15 protein-coding genes and 1 tRNA gene are annotated in these 16,837 nt (G+C 62.5%); 11 read left to right on the top strand and 5 right to left on the bottom strand.

Annotation, left to right across the window (positions count from 1 at the left end; genetic code table 11):
• Window positions 1-746: 746 nt before the first annotated feature.
• Window positions 747-822, bottom strand: a tRNA-Asn gene (locus tag BN1133_RS05840).
• Between the two features lie 156 nt (window positions 823-978).
• Between BN1133_RS05840 and uvrB the strand changes: the two genes are divergently transcribed.
• From uvrB to BN1133_RS05855, 3 genes are read left to right on the top strand one after another with little or no spacing between them, the layout of a single operon-like run.
• Window positions 979-2,976 (top strand): excinuclease ABC subunit UvrB, encoded by a 1,998-nt coding sequence (uvrB, locus tag BN1133_RS05845; RefSeq protein ID WP_050665604.1) that lies wholly within the window; start codon window positions 979-981, stop codon window positions 2,974-2,976.
• Complete coding sequence (locus BN1133_RS05850) at window positions 2,973-3,215, top strand: YkvA family protein (protein ID WP_050665605.1); 243 nt, start codon at window positions 2,973-2,975, stop codon at window positions 3,213-3,215. The genes uvrB and BN1133_RS05850 overlap by 4 nt, the downstream gene beginning before the upstream one ends.
• The gene (locus tag BN1133_RS05855; RefSeq protein WP_082177918.1) at window positions 3,212-3,916 is read left to right on the top strand and encodes a substrate-binding periplasmic protein; all 705 of its coding nucleotides are present in this window, start codon (window positions 3,212-3,214) and stop codon (window positions 3,914-3,916) included. Before BN1133_RS05850 ends, BN1133_RS05855 begins: the two co-directional genes overlap by 4 nt.
• Before the next feature lie 27 nt (window positions 3,917-3,943).
• Here BN1133_RS05855 and corA read toward each other — a convergent pair whose 3' ends face one another.
• Both corA and BN1133_RS05865 read right to left on the bottom strand, forming a co-directional pair.
• Window positions 3,944-4,891, bottom strand: coding sequence for a magnesium/cobalt transporter CorA (gene corA / locus BN1133_RS05860; protein ID WP_050665607.1), 948 nt, complete (start codon window positions 4,889-4,891; stop codon window positions 3,944-3,946).
• A 201-nt stretch (window positions 4,892-5,092) separates the two neighbouring features.
• A complete protein-coding gene (locus BN1133_RS05865; protein WP_050665608.1) occupies window positions 5,093-6,715 on the bottom strand; it encodes an electron transfer flavoprotein-ubiquinone oxidoreductase in 1,623 nt (540 codons plus the stop codon).
• A 151-nt stretch (window positions 6,716-6,866) separates the two neighbouring features.
• Between BN1133_RS05865 and BN1133_RS05870 the strand changes: the two genes are divergently transcribed.
• The 6 genes from BN1133_RS05870 to BN1133_RS05895 all read left to right on the top strand — a co-directional run bounded on the left by BN1133_RS05870 (window position 6,867) and on the right by BN1133_RS05895 (window position 12,996).
• Window positions 6,867-7,619, top strand: coding sequence for an electron transfer flavoprotein subunit beta/FixA family protein (locus BN1133_RS05870; RefSeq protein ID WP_050665609.1), 753 nt, complete (start codon window positions 6,867-6,869; stop codon window positions 7,617-7,619).
• Entirely contained in the window at window positions 7,616-8,551 is a 936-nt protein-coding gene (locus tag BN1133_RS05875) for an electron transfer flavoprotein subunit alpha/FixB family protein (RefSeq protein WP_050665610.1), read from the top strand. Before BN1133_RS05870 ends, BN1133_RS05875 begins: the two co-directional genes overlap by 4 nt.
• A 140-nt stretch (window positions 8,552-8,691) precedes the next feature.
• On the top strand, window positions 8,692-9,777 hold the full coding sequence (gene serC, locus BN1133_RS05880) for a 3-phosphoserine/phosphohydroxythreonine transaminase (protein WP_050665611.1): 1,086 nt from the start codon (window positions 8,692-8,694) through the stop codon (window positions 9,775-9,777).
• A 135-nt stretch (window positions 9,778-9,912) separates the two neighbouring features.
• Window positions 9,913-11,196, top strand: coding sequence for a 3-phosphoshikimate 1-carboxyvinyltransferase (gene aroA / locus BN1133_RS05885; protein WP_050665612.1), 1,284 nt, complete (start codon window positions 9,913-9,915; stop codon window positions 11,194-11,196).
• Between the two features lie 162 nt (window positions 11,197-11,358).
• Complete coding sequence (aroG, locus tag BN1133_RS05890; RefSeq protein ID WP_050665613.1) at window positions 11,359-12,411, top strand: 3-deoxy-7-phosphoheptulonate synthase AroG; 1,053 nt, start codon at window positions 11,359-11,361, stop codon at window positions 12,409-12,411.
• 99 nt (window positions 12,412-12,510) lie between these two features.
• Window positions 12,511-12,996, top strand: coding sequence for a prolyl-tRNA synthetase associated domain-containing protein (locus BN1133_RS05895; protein WP_050665614.1), 486 nt, complete (start codon window positions 12,511-12,513; stop codon window positions 12,994-12,996).
• Between the two features lie 33 nt (window positions 12,997-13,029).
• Here BN1133_RS05895 and BN1133_RS05900 read toward each other — a convergent pair whose 3' ends face one another.
• Together BN1133_RS05900 and BN1133_RS05905 are read right to left on the bottom strand one after the other, a co-directional pair.
• Window positions 13,030-14,382, bottom strand: coding sequence for a DEAD/DEAH box helicase (locus BN1133_RS05900; RefSeq protein WP_050665615.1), 1,353 nt, complete (start codon window positions 14,380-14,382; stop codon window positions 13,030-13,032).
• An 87-nt stretch (window positions 14,383-14,469) separates the two neighbouring features.
• Window positions 14,470-14,961, bottom strand: coding sequence for a glutathione peroxidase (locus tag BN1133_RS05905; RefSeq protein ID WP_050665616.1), 492 nt, complete (start codon window positions 14,959-14,961; stop codon window positions 14,470-14,472).
• 131 nt (window positions 14,962-15,092) lie between these two features.
• Between BN1133_RS05905 and BN1133_RS05910 the strand changes: the two genes are divergently transcribed.
• Both BN1133_RS05910 and BN1133_RS05915 read left to right on the top strand, forming a co-directional pair.
• On the top strand, window positions 15,093-15,683 hold the full coding sequence (locus BN1133_RS05910; protein ID WP_050665617.1) for a 2OG-Fe(II) oxygenase: 591 nt from the start codon (window positions 15,093-15,095) through the stop codon (window positions 15,681-15,683).
• 122 nt (window positions 15,684-15,805) lie between these two features.
• Complete coding sequence (locus BN1133_RS05915) at window positions 15,806-16,798, top strand: D-alanine--D-alanine ligase (protein ID WP_050665618.1); 993 nt, start codon at window positions 15,806-15,808, stop codon at window positions 16,796-16,798.
• Window positions 16,799-16,837 lie beyond the last annotated feature (39 nt).

The raw sequence follows: 16,837 nt of genomic DNA on the forward strand, positions 1-16,837 counted from the left end.
GTGACGCTATTGTGAGAGGCCACCTTCGGGTGGCCTTTTTGTTGATGGCCACTCATGGGGCTGGTGGTCAGAGAAATCGGGGGGGATCTTGCCTGCTGGGGCTGATGAGACTACGCCCTGTCTCGCACTGTGTCTCATGGGGACGGACCAGCATTTTCCTCTGTATCAGCTCTTCATGACAGAAAAAAGGCGCAACCTGGCCGGCTCTGGCCGAGGGGGGAGGGAGGGGTTTATTTTCTGCTGTGTTTCTCATTTTAATGGGGGTTAGTCAGATAAAAATGCTGATCCATGAGAAGTGCATCAGTTGGCGATTTCTTGCTCGTTTTTCGCGAGGTGGCCTCCTGTGGCTCGCCCAGCCATGTTGTGATCTTACTCACACATGGGGAGGGGTAGCAGGAAATCGTTTTTTCGGTTTCAAACGATGATTTTCGGGAGGGGAAGGGGGCAACCCGCACGGGATCTGGGCTCGCGCCAGTTACCCACAGAAACTGTGGATAACCCTGTTTATGAAAATTGAAAATCCGCCTGAACCCCGCATGAACACTGGCTTTTCAGGCCTGTTCAAAAAATAACGCACAAAAAAACTTGCTTTAATAAACAAAGACTTATGAGTATCAGAAGAAAATACTGAAGGAAGCGAAACGGGATAAAAAGGGGCGTGATGGCACGATTGTGCACATGTGCATTATTTCGATGATATCGAGACACCGAAGTGGATAAGTTGCACCGGAATGGTGAAAGAGAGGTGGCTCCCCCGACTGGACTCGAACCAGTGACATACGGATTAACAGTCCGCCGTTCTACCGACTGAACTACGGGGGAATAAATAGCAGGGAGGCAGATATTACAGAACGGGTCCTCTCGGGTCAAGCGCTGCATCACGGCAGGACTCAGTTAGCCAGGCTCTCCTTGCCCCCATAGGCACAGGGGGGCGGTTGGCGGTAGACTGTTGCGTCGTATCGTCATCGCGGAGTGCCCATGAGCAAGACCTTCTCCCTCTGTAGCCAGTTCCAGCCCTCGGGGGATCAGCCTGGGGCCATCGCCCGCTTGCTCGACGGGATAGAGAGCGGCCTGGCCCATCAGACCCTGCTCGGGGTGACCGGCTCGGGCAAGACCTTCACCATGGCCAACGTGATCGCGACCCTGGGGCGCCCCACCATGATCCTGGCCCCCAACAAGACCCTGGCGGCCCAGCTCTACGGGGAGATGAAGGAGTTCTTCCCCGATAACGCGGTGGAGTACTTCGTCTCCTACTACGACTACTACCAGCCCGAGGCCTACGTCCCCTCGACCGACACCTTCATCGAGAAGGATGCCAGCATCAACGATCACATCGAGCAGATGCGCCTGTCGGCCACCAAGGCGCTGCTGGAGCGGCGCGACGTGGTGATCGTCGCCTCGGTGTCGGCCATTTATGGCTTGGGGGATCCCCAGGCCTACCTGCAGATGATGCTGCACCTGAGAGTCGGTGACACCATCAACCAGCGTGACATGCTGCGCCGGCTCGCCGAGTTGCAATACACCCGTAACGAGATGGCCTTCGCCCGCGGCACCTTCCGGGTGCGCGGGGAGGTGATCGACATCTTCCCGGCCGAGTCGGACAAGCAGGCGGTGCGGGTCGAGCTGTTTGATGACGAGATAGAGCGCATCAGCCTGTTTGATCCCCTGACCGGTGCCGTCGAGCAGACGGTGGCGCGCTGGACCGTCTACCCCAAGACTCACTATGCCACCCCGCGTGAGACCATCCTCGGTGCCATCGACAAGATCAAAGAGGAGCTGCGTGAGCGCAAGAGCACGCTGATTTCCATGAACAAGCTGCTCGAGGAGCAGCGTATCAGCCAGCGCACCCAGTTTGACATCGAGATGATGCAGGAGCTTGGCTACTGCTCGGGGATCGAAAACTACAGCCGCTACCTGTCGGGCCGCGCCCCCGGCGAGCCGCCGCCGACCCTGTTTGACTACCTGCCGGGGGATGGGCTGCTCATCATCGACGAGTCCCACGTCACCGTGCCCCAGATAGGCGCCATGTACAAGGGAGACCGCTCGCGCAAGGAAACCCTGGTGGAGTATGGTTTCCGGCTGCCTTCGGCGTTGGATAACCGTCCCCTCAAGTTCGACGAGTTCGAAGCCCTGATGCCCCAGACCGTGTTTGTCTCGGCGACTCCGGGTCCTTATGAGCTCGGCAAATCCGCCGACGAGGTGGTGCAGCAGGTGGTGCGACCCACCGGCCTGCTCGACCCCGAGCTCGAGGTGCGCCCGGTCGGCACCCAGGTGGACGATCTGCTGTCGGAAATTCGCAAGCGGGTGGCGGTGGACGAGCGGGTGCTGGTCACCACCCTGACCAAGAAGATGGCTGAGGACCTGACCGAGTACCTTGCCGATCACGACGTCAGGGTGCGTTATCTGCACTCGGACATCGACACGGTGGAGCGGGTGGAGATCATCCGCGACCTGCGTCTGGGCAAGTTTGACGTGGTGGTGGGGATCAACCTGCTGCGCGAGGGGCTCGACATGCCGGAAGTCTCTCTGGTGGCGATCCTCGATGCAGACAAGGAGGGCTTCCTGCGCTCCACTCGCTCCCTTATCCAGACCATAGGGCGGGCGGCGCGCAACGTGAACGGCAAGGTGATCCTCTACGGCGACACCATCACAGAGTCGATGCGGGTGGCCATCGAGGAGACCGAGCGACGGCGCGCCCTGCAGCATGACTACAACATCCAGCACGGCATTGTGCCCAAGGGGCTCAACAAGAAGATCGTCGATATGATGGACACCGGGGGCGAGCTGCGCGATCGCCGCACCCGTCGGGTGGCCGAGCCCGAGCCTGAGCATCGGCCCCGCAGCGCCGCCGAGCTGGCCCGCGAGATCAAGCGCCTCGAGGAGCAGATGTTCGAGCACGCCAGAAACCTCGAGTTTGAGCAGGCGGCAGCCCTGCGTGATCAGGTGGCGCGCCTGCGCGCGGAGCTGATCGAATGAAGCGTCTGAGCTTGCTGCACCGTCTGTGGCGTGGCTTGCGTCATCCGGCCACGCCGCTCTGGTGCAAGGGGCTGGCGGTGCTACTGTTTCTGTATCTGATCTCCCCCTGGGATCTGCTGCCCGATGTCATTCCACTGCTGGGCTGGTGTGATGATGCCACCCTGGTACTGCTCTTTCTCTGGGGGTGGGAGCGACTGCTACCGCTCGATGTGAGGCAGGCCATAGGGGAGAGCGAATGAGACGACTCTTGGGGCTGTGGGTGTTTTGCACCACCCTGGCTCAGGCTCATCCTCTGGCCATTGCGGTGGGGGAGTCCATGCCCCCCTTCTTTATCGAGGGTGATCCCCCAAGCGGCCTCGAGCTCGACATCGTCAAAGGGGCGCTGGAGGGCTCTGGCCATCAACTCCAGCCCCTGTTTGTCCCCTATGGCCGCGCCGAGCGCCTCTACCTGGCGGGGCGGGTCGACGCCTATGCCACCACCGAGCGAAAGTCGGCAGGCTTTTACTCCCTGCCCCATATCACCTATGAGAATGTGGCCGTGACCCTCAAGTCGAACGCCCTGGCGCTGGGGAGCCTGGAACAGTTGGCGGGGATGCGGGTGCACGCCTTTCAACATGCCAGGGGTCTGCTCGGGGCCTCGTTTGCCGGCGTGGTCAAGAAGATGGCCAGCTATCAGGAGCGGGGGCGCCTGGAGGATAGCCTGCGCATGCTGGAGAAGGGACGGCTCGATGTGGTGGTGGTCGATATCAATATCCTGCGCTACCTGCAGCGCAAGGGGGTCGTGGGAGAGGGGTTGGCAGTGCATTTTCTCTTTCCGACCCTGCACTATCGCATCCTGTTTCGCGACAAGGGGGAGCGAGATGACTTCAACAAGGGGTTGGAGCGGCTCAGGCGTAGCGGAGACTACTATCGCCTGCAGGAGCGTTATCTCGGTAACTAGGCGTGAGCACAGAAAGAGAGGGTGGCGTCAGAGCCACCCTTTGCGTTTGAAGAAGAAGTAGGTGCCAAAGGCCGACATCAACATCAGGCCGATGGACATGGGGTAACCATACCCCATGGCCAACTCCGGCATATGGGCGAAGTTCATGCCGTAGATGCTGGCGATCAGGGTGGGGGGCAGGAAGACCACGGCGGCTACCGAGAAGATCTTGATCACCTTGTTCTGCTCCAGATTGGTCACCCCCATGGCGGCCTCCAGCTGGAAGTTGATCTTGTCGAACAGGAACTGGGTATGGGGCAGCAGGGATTCCACATCGTGCAGCATCTCGTCGATCCACTTGTTCTGCTCCCCGCTCATGGTCTGGCGCAGGCTGCGCTTCAAGAAGCGCAGGGCCCGGCGGGTATCGTGCAGGGAGAGGCGGATCTGGCCATTGGTCTCTTCCTGGGCGATTAATTCCTTGAGGATCGGGGTGAGCTGATCGGCTTCGAACACCTGATCGGCGGTCCCCTCCAGGGTCTTGTAGCCATCCTCGATCAGATCCGAGAGGTACTCCACCTTGAGGTTTTGCACCTCCAGCAGCACATCGAGGGCATTCTCCACCTCGAGGCGCTCCTGGCGCATATAGTGGCGCAGCAGGCGTACCAGCCCGATATCGTCTTCGCGAATGCTGATGAGCAGGTTGTTGCGCAGGGTGAAGGAGACATGCACCCCCTTGGTATCGCGACCGATCCGCTGGGGAAAGAGCGAGTGGATGTGCAGACCGTCCGTGTCCCAGTAGAAGCGGGCGGAGGCCTCGATGTCATCGAGCTCCTCCTTGTCCGGCACCTCTTCGAGGAAGAGTCCCGTCAACCACTCCCGCTCCTCCTCGTCGGGTTTGTAGACATCCAGCCAGATGGTGTTATCGGGCAGTATGTCCTGCGGCCCGAGGTTGTGGATGTCGAGTACCTGGTTATTGAGGATATAGGCGGTAATCATCTGGTCCCCCTTGATGCGGTTGGGTTTGCAGGGATGGTCACTCAGGTTTATGCGCGCCCGGAAGGACGACAGGAGAATGCAGGAAGACGCATAGGCCGAAAGAAAACCTGACTGCGGCGAACTATACAGAGGTCCGCCGCGCTTGTCAGGGGCTATTCAGCGAATATTCAACGACTTTGCCAAAAAAGGGACGAGGTCCGATCACATGTTGGGGTAGTTGGGTCCCGACCCTCCCTGCGGCGGCGTCCAGCGGATGTTCTGACTGGGGTCCTTGATGTCACAGGTCTTGCAATGAATACAGTTGGCCCCGTTGATCTGAAACGCGGGTTCCCCCTCCTGCTGCACCACCTCGAACACCCCGGCCGGGCAGTAACGCTGAGCCGGCTCGGCCCAATTGGCCAGATTGACCCTGAGCGGAACAGAGGGATCGGCCAGCTTGAGATGGCAGGGCTGATCCTCGTCGTGGCTGGTGTTGGCCAGATAGACAGAAGAGGGGCGATCGAAGCTCAGTTTTCCGTCCGGCCTGGGATAGGCGATGGGCTGGCAGCGATCCTGATGCTTGAGGCGGCGATAGTCGGGTTCGCTGTCACGAAGGCGCACGGGGAGACCCTTGGGAAAGAAGCGCTGCTCCAGCCAGTTGAAGGCTCCCCCGAGCCAGGGGCCGAAACGGTGCAGGGCGGCACCAAAGTGGCGGGCGCGGCGCAGGGAGTGGCCAAGCCAGCTCTGGGCGATGAGCTGGCCATAGTGGGCGAGATCTTCTCCACCAGAGCCCAGGGCAGCGCTCACCGCCTCGGCGGCCAGCATCCCCGACTTCATGGCGGTGTGGATCCCCTTGATGCGTGAAAAGTCGAGGGTGCCGGCATCGCACCCCAGCAGCAGGGCGCCGGGCACATGCATGCGGGGCAGGGCGTTCCATCCCCCCTTGGTGATGGCCCGGGCCCCGTAGCTGACCCGCTCTCCCCCCTCCAGCACGGAGGCGATGAGCGGGTGGTGCTTGAAGCGCTGGAACTCCTCGAAGGGGCTGAGCCAGGGATTTTGGTAGTTGAGATCGACGATGAGGCCGACCGCCACCTGATCCCCCTCCTGGTGATAGAGGAAAAAGCCGCCGTGGCTATCTTTACCCAGGGGCCAGCCGCTGCCGTGCAGCACAGTGCCGGGGCTGGTGCGACCGGCCGGGAGCTGCCACAACTCCTTGAAGCCGATGGCGTAGTGCTGGGCCTGGCGACCCTCGGCCAGAGCAAATTGTTCGATGAGCCCCTTGCCCAGATGGCCGCGCGCCCCCTCGGCCAGCAGGGTGTAGCGACCGAGCAGGGCCATGCCGGGCACATGATCCGCCTTGGGATTGCCCTCCCTGTCGAGCCCCAGATCTCCGGTCAGTACCCCCTTGACCACGCCCTCTTCGATGATGAGCTCACTCGCGGCAAAGCCGGGATAGATCTCGACCCCGAGTGCCTCGGCTTCTTTGGCGAGCCAGCGGCAGAGATTGCCCAGGCTGATGATACGGGCTCCCTCGTTGTGCATGGAGGGGGGGATGGCCCAATGGGGCAGCCGCAGGCTGTGCTTGTCGCTTTGCAGCAGATGCACCTGATCGTCGCTCACCGCCACACCGAGTGGCGCCTCCTGCCAGCGTTCGGGAAAGAGCTCTTGCAGGGCCCGGGTATCGAGCAGGGCGCCGGAGAGGAGATGGGCACCCACCTCGGAGCCCTTCTCGAGCAGGCAGACGGAGCAGTCGGGAGCCCGCTGCTTGAGGGCGATCGCGGCTGCGAGGCCAGAGGGACCTGCTCCGACCACCACCACATCGAATTCCATTACGTCGCGTTCCATCTTGCCCCTGCTCCTGAGTTGTCATAGGTTAGTAAATGAAGTTTACGTAAACGTAAACTTGAATTCAAAAGCTGGTCGAGTCTCTCATGCTGGTCGGGGCAGTTGCCGACAAGGCGAGTCGACCTTTGTTTCTCTCTATCAAGGAGTGATCATGAAGCTGCTGGTCCCTATCAAGCGGGTCATCGATTACAACGTGAAGGTACGCGTCAAGGGAGATGGCTCCGACGTGGATCTTGCCAACGTTAAAATGGGGATCAACCCCTTCTGTGAGATCGCCGTGGAAGAGGCGGTGCGCCTGCGTGAACAGGGGATTGCCCAAGAGGTAGTGGTGGTCACCCTGGGGCCGGAGGCGGCGGCCGAGCAGTTGCGCCATGCCCTGGCGCTGGGGGCCGATCGGGCGCTGCACTATGTCACCGACGAGCGGCTGCAACCGCTGGCGGTGGCCCGCGCCCTGGCCCGGGTGTGTGAGAGCGAGCAGCCGGATCTGGTGCTGCTTGGCAAGCAGTCTATCGACAGCGACAACGGCCAGGTGCCTGCCATGCTGGGCACCCTGCTGGAGTGGCCGGTGGCCCTCTACGCCTCGGCCCTCAAACCCGAGGGTGGCGAGCTGCTGGTGACCCGTGAAGTGGATGGTGGTCTCGAGACGGTGGCCCTGGGCCTGCCGGCCGTGGTGAGTGTGGATCTGCGCCTCAACGAGCCCCGTTTTGCCTCCCTGCCCAACATCATGAAGGCCAAGCGCAAGCCCCTTGAGAGCCAGCCTCTGGCGACCCTCGGCGCAGGCGCCGGGAGCGCCATCGTTCCCCTCGGGGTGACGCCGCCACCCCAGCGTAGCGGTGGCGTGCTGGTCGGCTCGGTCGATGAGCTGCTGGTCAAACTCAAACAAGAGGCCAAGGTGATCTCATGAGCAGTACACTGACGAACGTTCTGATCATTGCCGAGCAGACTCAGGGGCAACTGGCCCCCTCGGTGCCCCGACTGGTCGCGGCGGCTCTTTGCTGTGCCAGCCGGTGCGAACTCTTGCTGCTGGGGGAGGGGGCCGAGAAGGCAGCTGCGAGCGCGGCCGAACTGGCCGGGGTGAGCGCCGTGAAGGTGGCCACCGGGCTTCCCCAGAGCGCCCTGCTCGGTATCGACAAGGCTCTGCATCCCCTGGTGGCGCCATATCCGCTCTGCCTGATGGCCGCAGGCACCCTGGGGCGGGATCTCATCCCAAGGCTCGCCGCCCGACTCGGTGTCGAGCCCCTGAGCGATGTGATCGCCATCGAGGATGGGGAGACCTTCGTGCGTCCCATCTATGCGGGCAATGCCCTGGCGCGGGTACGCCTGGCCTCGCCCCAGCGCCTGATGACGGTGCGCTCCACCGCCTTTGTGCCGGTCGCCAGCCAGCCGGCCGCCCCGATTGAGCATCTGGCTCTCGAGCCCGCCCCGGTGCGGGCCCGCATCACGGGCTGCGAGACCCGCGTCTCGGTGCGCCCCGAGCTTACCGCCGCCCGGGTGGTGGTCTCGGGGGGAAGGGGGCTGGGCTCTCGCGAGCAGTTTGCCCTGGTCGAGGCCCTGGCCGACAAGCTGGGAGCCGCCGTGGGGGCCTCTCGCGCTGCGGTCGATGCCGGCTTCGTGGGCAACGATCTGCAGGTGGGTCAGACCGGCAAGGTGGTCGCCCCCGAGCTCTATATTGCCGTCGGGATATCGGGGGCCATCCAGCATCTGGCCGGCATGAAGGAGTCCCGGATCATCGTCGCCATCAACAAGGATCCGGAGGCGCCCATCTTCCAGATCGCCGACTATGGCCTGGTGGGGGATCTCTTCACCCTGCTCCCCGAGCTCACCGCCAAGTTGTGATGCTCAGACGGGCGAGCCGACGGTTGGCGACCCGCCCGTCTCTTTCTCATTTGTGTGATCGCCTGCGCAAAAAGCCTTTGCTCACCGGCGCCGGTTCGGTGTAAAAGCATGATTCTCATGGATCACGCCACGGAACTGTCATGAACCAAGCGATTTACAATTTCTGCGCCGGCCCGGCCATGCTGCCGGTGCCTGTCATGGCGCGCGCACAGCGCGAATTTTGCAATTTTCAGGGGATAGGGGCCTCCGTCATGGAGCTCTCCCATCGCGGCAAGGAGTTCATGGCGGTGGCCGAGAAGGCCGAGCAAGACCTGCGCGATCTGTTGGCCGTGCCCGACAACTACAAGGTGCTCTTCATGCACGGAGGCGGTCGCGGCCAATTTGCCGCCGTTCCTCTCAACCTGCTCGGTGGCGATAATCGCAAGGCCGACTATCTGCTGACCGGTGTCTGGTCCCGGGGCGCCCTCAAGGAGGGCGTCAAGTTTGGGGAGATGCTGGGTCATGAGGGGGCCAGCTCGGAGGGGGGGATCACCCGTCTGTTGCCGACGCCGGCGTTCCGTCCCGATGCGGCCTATGTACACTACTGCCCGAATGAAACCATCGAGGGGATTGAGATGTTCGACATCCCCGATACCGGCGACATCCCCCTGGTGGCGGATCTCTCCTCCACCATTCTCTCGCGCCCTCTGGATGTGAGTCGTTTCGGCGTCATCTATGCCGGCGCCCAGAAGAATATCGGCCCCTCTGGCCTTGCCATCGCCATCGTGCGCGACGATCTGTTGAATCAGGGGCGCGGCGATGTGCCGGCCATCCTCGACTATCGCCTCACCGCCGAGCATGACTCCATGTTCAACACGCCGCCCACCTATGCCTGGTATCTGGCCGGCCTGGTGTTCGAGTGGCTCAAGGAGATCGGTGGGCTCGAGCAGATGGAGTGTCTCAACAAGGCCAAGGCCGACCTGCTCTATGGCTACATCGACAGCAGCGCGTTTTACAGCAACCGGGTCGACCCGGCCTGCCGCTCACGGATGAACGTGCCGTTTCAGCTCAAGAACCCCGAGCTTGACACGCGCTTCCTGGCCGACGCCAAGGAGGCCGGGCTGCTCGCCCTCAAGGGGCACAAGCTGGTGGGAGGGATGCGAGCGAGCATCTACAACGCCATGCCCATCGAAGGGGTGCAGGCCCTGGTGGCGTTTATGGAGCGTTTTGCCAAGCAGCACGGTTAAATACCGGTCGCACGATGGCGCCGGGTCTCCCCCGGCGCCATTTTTTATCCATTCAGGCAAGATCCTTGCCGATACCTGCCCGGGCTGTTAACGTCCGAAGCAGGTCAAGTTTTAGGTACCAGGAACAGGATGTCTATGAAGTCGTTATCCCTCGAGCCCATCACCCGGGTTGCCGGCACCGTCAATCTGCCAGGCTCCAAAAGTGTCTCTAACCGTGCCCTGCTGCTCGCCGCTCTGGCCCGCGGCACCACCCGTCTGACCAATCTGCTCGACAGCGATGACATCCGTCACATGCTCGACGCCCTGACCCAGCTCGGGGTGCGCTATCAACTCTCGGCCGACAAGACCGAATGTACCGTTCATGGTCTGGGTCGCAGCTTTGCCGCCAAGGAGACGGTGCGCCTCTTCCTCGGCAATGCCGGCACCGCCATGCGTCCCCTGTGCGCCGCCCTCTGCCTTGGCAGCGGTGAATACCTGCTAACCGGCGAGCCGCGCATGGAAGAGCGCCCCATCGGCCATCTGGTCGACGCCTTGCGTGAGGCGGGGGCCCATATCCAGTACCTCAAGCAGGAGGGCTTCCCCCCCCTGGCCATCGACGCCAAGGGGTTGTGGGGCGGTGATGTGCACGTGGACGGCTCCGTCTCCAGCCAGTTTCTCACCGCGTTTCTGATGGCCGCGCCCATGGCGGCCGGGGATACCCGCATCCACATCATGGGAGAGCTGGTCTCCAAGCCCTACATCGACATCACCTTGCACATCATGAAACAGTTTGGCGTGGTGGTGGAGCACGACAACTACCAGTGTTTCTACATCAAGGGCAACCAGACCTACGTCAGTCCCGGGGATTTTCTGGTGGAGGGAGACGCCTCGAGCGCCTCTTACTTCCTCGCCGCCGGCGCCATCAAGGGCAAGGTACGGGTCACCGGGATCGGCAAACAGAGCATCCAGGGAGACATCCATTTTGCCGACGTATTGGAGAAGATGGGGGCCCGCATCACCTGGGGGGACGACTTCATCGAGGCAGAGCAAGGGGCGCTTGAGGGGATCGACATGGACATGAACCATATTCCCGATGCGGCCATGACCATCGCCACCACGGCCCTGTTTGCCAAGGGGCCGACCACTATCCGCAACATCTACAACTGGCGGGTGAAGGAGACCGATCGCCTGCATGCCATGGCGACCGAGCTGCGCAAGGTGGGGGCCCTGGTGGAGGAGGGGCAGGACTATATTCGCGTCACTCCGGTGCCCCGACTGACCCATGCGGCCATCGATACCTATAACGATCACCGTATCGCCATGTGCTTCTCGCTGGTGGCCCTCTCCGACACGCCGGTGACCATCAACGACCCGGGATGCACCTCCAAGACCTTCCCCGACTTCTTCGCCAAACTGGATGCCATCAGCCAGCGCGATTGATCCTCAGGCCCGCCTTTCGGCGGGCCTTTAGCATTCTTTCTGTAAGTTGCAAGGCTCTTAAGTTCCACTCTCTAATTTTAAATGTAATTTTCTATTTACACGCCGCCGCGTCGAGGCTAGATTGGAATTTCTCCGTTGTATGCAATCACGCAGGAAAGCCCTATGCAGCACCAAACCGACGACGTTCGTATCAAGGAAATTAAAGAGTTACTGCCCCCTGTCGCGGTGCTGGAGAAGTTTCCGGCTACCGAGACTGCCAGCCAGACCGTCTATGAGAGCCGTCAGGCCATCCATCGCATCCTGGCGGGTGAAGATGACCGCCTGTTGGTGGTGATCGGCCCCTGCTCCATCCACGACCCGGTCGCCGCCGTCGAGTACGGCAAGCGTCTGCTGGCCTTGCGCGAGGAGCTCAAGGGGGAGCTGGAGGTCGTGATGCGGGTCTACTTCGAGAAGCCGCGTACCACTGTCGGCTGGAAGGGGCTCATCAATGACCCTTACCTCGATGGCAGCTTCCGCATCAACGATGGCTTGCGGATCGGGCGCAAGCTGCTGCTCGATCTCAACGATCTCGGCATGCCGACCGCTTCCGAATTCCTCGACATGATCACCCCTCAGTACGTGGCGGATCTGATGAGCTGGGGAGCCATCGGTGCCCGCACCACCGAGTCCCAGGTGCACCGTGAGCTGGCTTCCGGCCTCTCCTGCCCGGTGGGCTTCAAAAATGGTACCGACGGCACCATCAAGGTGGCCATCGATGCCATCGGTGCCGCCAGCGCCCCGCACCACTTCCTGTCGGTGACCAAGTATGGCCACTCCGCCATCGTCTCCACCGCCGGTAATCCGGACTGTCACATCATCTTGCGTGGTGGTCGCGAGCCCAACTACAGCGCGGCCCATGTGGCCGAGGTGTGTGGCGGTCTTGCGAAGGCGGGCCTGCCGCAGAAGGTGATGGTGGACTTCAGCCACGCCAACAGCAGCAAGCAGTTCAAGAACCAGATGTTGGTGGCCGAAGACGTGGCAGCCCAGTTGGCCGGTGGCAGCCAGGCCGTATTCGGCGTCATGGTGGAGAGCCATCTGGTGGAGGGGCGCCAGGATCTGAAAGAAGGGTGCGAGCTCACCGTCGGCCAGAGCATCACAGATGCCTGTATCGGCTGGGAAGATACCGAGACCCTGCTGCGGCGTCTCTCGGCGGCTATCCAGGCCCGCCGCGGTTAATCTTGCCACCTGTGAAGAGGGCTGCCCGGGCAGCCCTCTTTGTTTTGTGGCCGACGGGAAGGTAAGGTGGGACCAGAGCGGCAACCAAGAGGGAGAGTGATGGACAAGGAGAGACTGGCCCAATGGCTTGCAACACTGGGTATTCATCTTGAGGGGCGGGATCATGCGCCCGTCTACACCTGTGAGCAGGCGTCGGCCCTGGTGGGGGATCTGCCGGGCATGCGGGTGAAAAACCTCCTGCTCAGGGAGAGCCGGCGCGATCGCCTGATCCTGCTGGTGGCCGATGAGCGCTCGCCGGTAGATCTCAAGCAACTTGCCACAGCGCTGGGCTGCCGACGCCTCTCCTTCGCCTCGGCCGAGCTGCTCGAGCGCCACCTGGGGGTGAGTCCGGGCGCCGTCACGCCACTGGCCCTGGTCAATGACGCCGAGCGGCAGGTGGAGCTGGTGATGGAGCGCCGGGTGTGGGAGGCCGATGCCCTGCAGTGCCACCCCCTGGTCAACACAGCGACCTGGGTGTTACCCCGGGCGGCGTTGCGGCAACTGCTCGAGGCGCTCTCCCGTCGTGTGGCGCTGGTTGAGCTCTAGCCAAGAAGATGAGGGGCCATTGGCCCCTCGTGTTTATTCGTCGTCCTCTTGCAGCAGCTGGCGGCTTTGGCGGCGTACCGGCATAAAGCCTACCTCGTCGCCACCGGTATCGGCTGGCTTGCTCTTGGGGGCCGGTTTCGCGGCCTTGGCCGGCTTGGCACCCTTGGGGGCGGCCGGTTTGCCAGCGCTCTTGCCCTTGCGCGGCGGGTTTTGCACCGGCTTGCTGCCGGGCAGGGTCTGGCGGGTCGGCTTGCCGCTTGGCTCGAAGCCCAGGATCACCTCGCAGGTGAGTGGCTCGCCGAGGAAACGCTCCAGCGCCTTGAGCTGGGCTTGCTCCTCGGGGCAGACCAGGGAGAGGGCGACACCACCACGGCCGGCACGGCCAGTGCGGCCCACCCGGTGGATATAGTCCTCGGGGGATTGGGGCAGCTCGAAGTTCACCACGTGCTCGAGGCGATCGATGTCGAGGCCGCGTGCCGCCACGTCGGTGGCGACCAGCAGGCGCACCTTGCCTTCACGAAAATCGGACAGGGCCTGGTTACGCACTCCCTGACTCTTCTCACCGTGGATGGCGATGGCGTCGTGGCCGTCGCTCTGGAGCTGGCGGGCGAGGCGATCGGCAATGTGGCGGGTGCGCACGAAAATCAGCCCCTGTTCCCATTGCTCTTCATTGATGAGGTGCGAGAGCAGCTCGCGTTTGCGCTCCCGATCGACCCTGATGAGACGCTGACGCACCTTCTCGGCCGTGGTGTTGGCAGGATCAACCTCGATGAGCTGGGGGTCATTGAGCAGCTCGTCGGCCAGGCGCTTCACCTCGTCGTTGAAGGTGGCGGAGAAGAGCAGGGTCTGGCGCTCGCTCGGCAATGTACGCAGGATACGCTCTATGTCCCGGATAAAGCCCATGTCCAGCATGCGGTCCGCCTCGTCCAGCACCAGCACCTCGAGACGTTCGAAGTTGAGGGCGCGCTGGGTCAGCAGATCCAGCACCCGACCCGGGGTGGCGATCAGCAGATCGACCCCCTTCTTGAGGGCCTCGATGTCGGGCTTGATGATCACGCCGCCATAGACGGTGAGGGGACGCAGGGGGAGATGACGGGCATAGTCGGTCACCTGCTGACCTACCTGGGCGGCCAGCTCCCGGGTGGGCGTGAGGATCAGGGCCCGCACCGTGCGCTGACCGCGACCGTGGTTGTCGAGCAGCCGGTGCAGCAGGGGCAGGGCGAAGCCTGCGGTCTTGCCAGACCCGGTCTGCGCCCCGCCCAGCACGTCCTTGCCCGCCAGCACGGCAGGGATTGCCGCTTGCTGGATGGGGGTCGGGCTGGTGTAACCCAGCTCGTCGATGGCGCGCAGCAGATGGGGGGAAAGACCGAGTTCGTTGAAGGTCATGCAGACTCCGGGTTGGCAGGCCGGCACCCGGGTGCCGGCACATCACAGTTCAGGGGGGCGAACTATAGCAGAAGGCGAGGCAAGCCTCTACTCGCCCTGAGCCAGCAGGGTCTCGATATCGGGGAGCAGGCTCTCGGGCTTGGTGGTGGGGGCGTAGCGGGCCACCGGCTCCCCTTCGCGGTCGAACAGAAACTTGGTGAAGTTCCACTTGATGGCCTCCAGCCCCAGCAGCCCGGGGCAGCGCTGCTTGGCCCACTCGTAGAGGGGGTGGGCATCGGGGCCATTCACGTCACCCTTGGCCAGCAGGGGAAAGCTGACCGGATAGGTGGTGGAGCAGAACTCGGCGATCTCCTCGGCGTCGCCGGGCTCCTGCTGACCAAACTGGTTGCAGGGAAAACCGAGTACCACTAGTCCCTTATCCCGGAAACGTTGCCACAGGGACTCGAGATCCCGGTATTGGGGGGTAAAGCCGCAGCGGCTGGCCACATTGACCAGCAGCACCACCTTGCCATCGAGGCTCTCTGCGGGGAAGGGGGTGCCGTCGAGGGCGGTCAGTTCGAATTCGCTGATATGAGGCATGGTTCAACTCCCTTTTACATGACTAAACAAGCTGGTGAAGAGAAGAAGAATGGTTTGTCATCCTGCCTTGGGGGCGCTGGAATGCGCACTCCTCTCTCAATGGATTCGACATCTTGGATCTTCTTCCTCTCATGGATGCCATCGCTACCCGGGGCTGGGTAGTGGTGGATGATTTTCTCGAGCCGGCTCTGGTGGCCGGATTACGTGACGCACTCCCCGAGGTATGGCAACCGGCAGGCATAGGCCGCGCCGCCTTGCACCAGACCAACAGCGAGGTACGTCGCGACCAGATCCACTGGCTCGATGCATCGCTCGGGGCCCCGGTCGCCGACTACCTGGGTATGATGGAGCAACTTCGCCTCTGTGCCAATCGAGAACTTATGTTGGGGCTCTTCGATTACGAGGCCCACTTCGCCCGCTATCGGGAGGGGGACTTCTACGGACGCCATCGGGATGCCTTCGCCAGACGCTCCAATCGCCGTCTCACCACGGTCTGCTACCTCAATGAGGGGTGGCAGGAGGCCGACGGTGGTCTTCTGCGTCTCTATGGGGATGACGAACAGTTTCTGACGGACATCGCCCCCCGGGCGGGACGCCTGGTGGTCTTTCTCTCCGAGACCTTTCCCCACGAGGTGTTGCCGGCCCGGGCCGAGCGATTCAGCATCGCCGGCTGGTTCAGGGTGAACGGTCATGGGGTGGGGCGACTCGATCCCCCGCGCTGAGCGCATGGACGAACAGGGCTCTGTGGGCTGACAAGCCTTTGCCGACCTTGCTACACTGCCCCCCATCTTGCGCCGGTGGCCGATTGCAGCCCCGGCCACTTCTCCCAAAGGGATCGCGAACGATGAAAAACATGCATGTATTGCTGCTGTGCGGTGGCGGTGGCGCCGAGCACCAAGTCTCCCTCGTCAGTGCCAACTATCTGGAGAGCAAGCTCACGGCTCTGCCCGGGGTCGAGGTGACCCGGGTCGAGATGCTCAAAGATCGCTGGATCTCCGCCGACGGACGCGAGTGCAAGCTGGGGCTCGATCGCCTGCTCTCCTTTGCCAGCGTCGCGCGTCCGGTCGACTTCGTGGTCCCCTGCATCCACGGCTATCCGGGTGAGACCGGCGATCTGCAATCCTTCCTCGAGCTGGCCGGCTTGCCCTATCTGGGGTGCGGTGCCGAGGCGAGCAAGATCTGCTTTAACAAGATCACCACCAAGCTGTGGCTGACGGCCCTCGGTATCCCCAACACCCCGTACCGCTTCCTGACCGAAAACAGTGCCCAGAGCCTGGAAGAGGCCCGAGCAGCCCTGGCCGAGTGGGGTTCCCTCTTCGTCAAGGCCGCCTGTCAGGGCTCTTCGGTGGGTTGCTACAAGGTGACCGACGAGGCGTCCCTGGCCGCTGCCATCGACGGTGCCTTCGGTTACTCGGATCAGGTATTGCTGGAGAAGGCGGTCAAGCCTCGCGAGCTGGAGGTGGCCGTCTACCAATACGGGGATGAGCTGGTTGCGACCGTGCCGGGGGAGATCTGCGCCCCGACCGACCATTTCTACTCTTATGAAGAGAAGTACAGCAGCACCAGCCATACCACCACCAGCCTGCGAGCCGAGGGGCTCAGCGATCAGCAGATCGAGACCATCCGTGCCTATGCGCTCAAGGCCTTCCGCCAGCTTGGTCTGACTCACCTCTCCCGGGTCGACTTCTTCCTGACCGAGGAGGGGGAGATCCTGCTCAACGAGATCAACACCTTCCCGGGCATGACCCCCATCTCCATGTTCCCCAAGATGCTGGAGCACCATGGCCACGAGGTGGGCCGTTTCCTCGAGCAGATCCTGGACAAAGCCAGGAGCTGACCGTGAAAAAGGGCGCCGATGGCGTAATGCCAGTCAGTT

Source organism: Aeromonas schubertii (assembly GCF_000820105.1).
GTDB lineage: Bacteria > Pseudomonadota > Gammaproteobacteria > Enterobacterales > Aeromonadaceae > Aeromonas > Aeromonas schubertii.

Bases quoted from the DNA above. Each gene is read 5' to 3' on its own strand.
- BN1133_RS05905 (WP_050665616.1), bottom strand. From the start codon at position 14,961: ATGCCTCATATCAGCGAATTCGAACTGACCGCCCTCGACGGCACCCCC.
- BN1133_RS05900 (WP_050665615.1), bottom strand. From the start codon at position 14,382: ATGACCTTCAACGAACTCGGTCTTTCCCCCCATCTGCTGCGCGCCATC.
- aroA (WP_050665612.1), top strand. From the start codon at position 9,913: ATGAAGTCGTTATCCCTCGAGCCCATCACCCGGGTTGCCGGCACCGTC.
- BN1133_RS05870 (WP_050665609.1), top strand. From the start codon at position 6,867: ATGAAGCTGCTGGTCCCTATCAAGCGGGTCATCGATTACAACGTGAAG.
- aroG (WP_050665613.1), top strand. From the start codon at position 11,359: ATGCAGCACCAAACCGACGACGTTCGTATCAAGGAAATTAAAGAGTTA.
- BN1133_RS05850 (WP_050665605.1), top strand. From the start codon at position 2,973: ATGAAGCGTCTGAGCTTGCTGCACCGTCTGTGGCGTGGCTTGCGTCAT.
- serC (WP_050665611.1), top strand. From the start codon at position 8,692: ATGAACCAAGCGATTTACAATTTCTGCGCCGGCCCGGCCATGCTGCCG.
- BN1133_RS05910 (WP_050665617.1), top strand. From the start codon at position 15,093: ATGGATGCCATCGCTACCCGGGGCTGGGTAGTGGTGGATGATTTTCTC.
- BN1133_RS05915 (WP_050665618.1), top strand. From the start codon at position 15,806: ATGAAAAACATGCATGTATTGCTGCTGTGCGGTGGCGGTGGCGCCGAG.
- BN1133_RS05895 (WP_050665614.1), top strand. From the start codon at position 12,511: ATGGACAAGGAGAGACTGGCCCAATGGCTTGCAACACTGGGTATTCAT.
- BN1133_RS05875 (WP_050665610.1), top strand. From the start codon at position 7,616: ATGAGCAGTACACTGACGAACGTTCTGATCATTGCCGAGCAGACTCAG.
- BN1133_RS05855 (WP_082177918.1), top strand. From the start codon at position 3,212: ATGAGACGACTCTTGGGGCTGTGGGTGTTTTGCACCACCCTGGCTCAG.
- BN1133_RS05865 (WP_050665608.1), bottom strand. From the start codon at position 6,715: ATGGAACGCGACGTAATGGAATTCGATGTGGTGGTGGTCGGAGCAGGT.
- uvrB (WP_050665604.1), top strand. From the start codon at position 979: ATGAGCAAGACCTTCTCCCTCTGTAGCCAGTTCCAGCCCTCGGGGGAT.
- corA (WP_050665607.1), bottom strand. From the start codon at position 4,891: ATGATTACCGCCTATATCCTCAATAACCAGGTACTCGACATCCACAAC.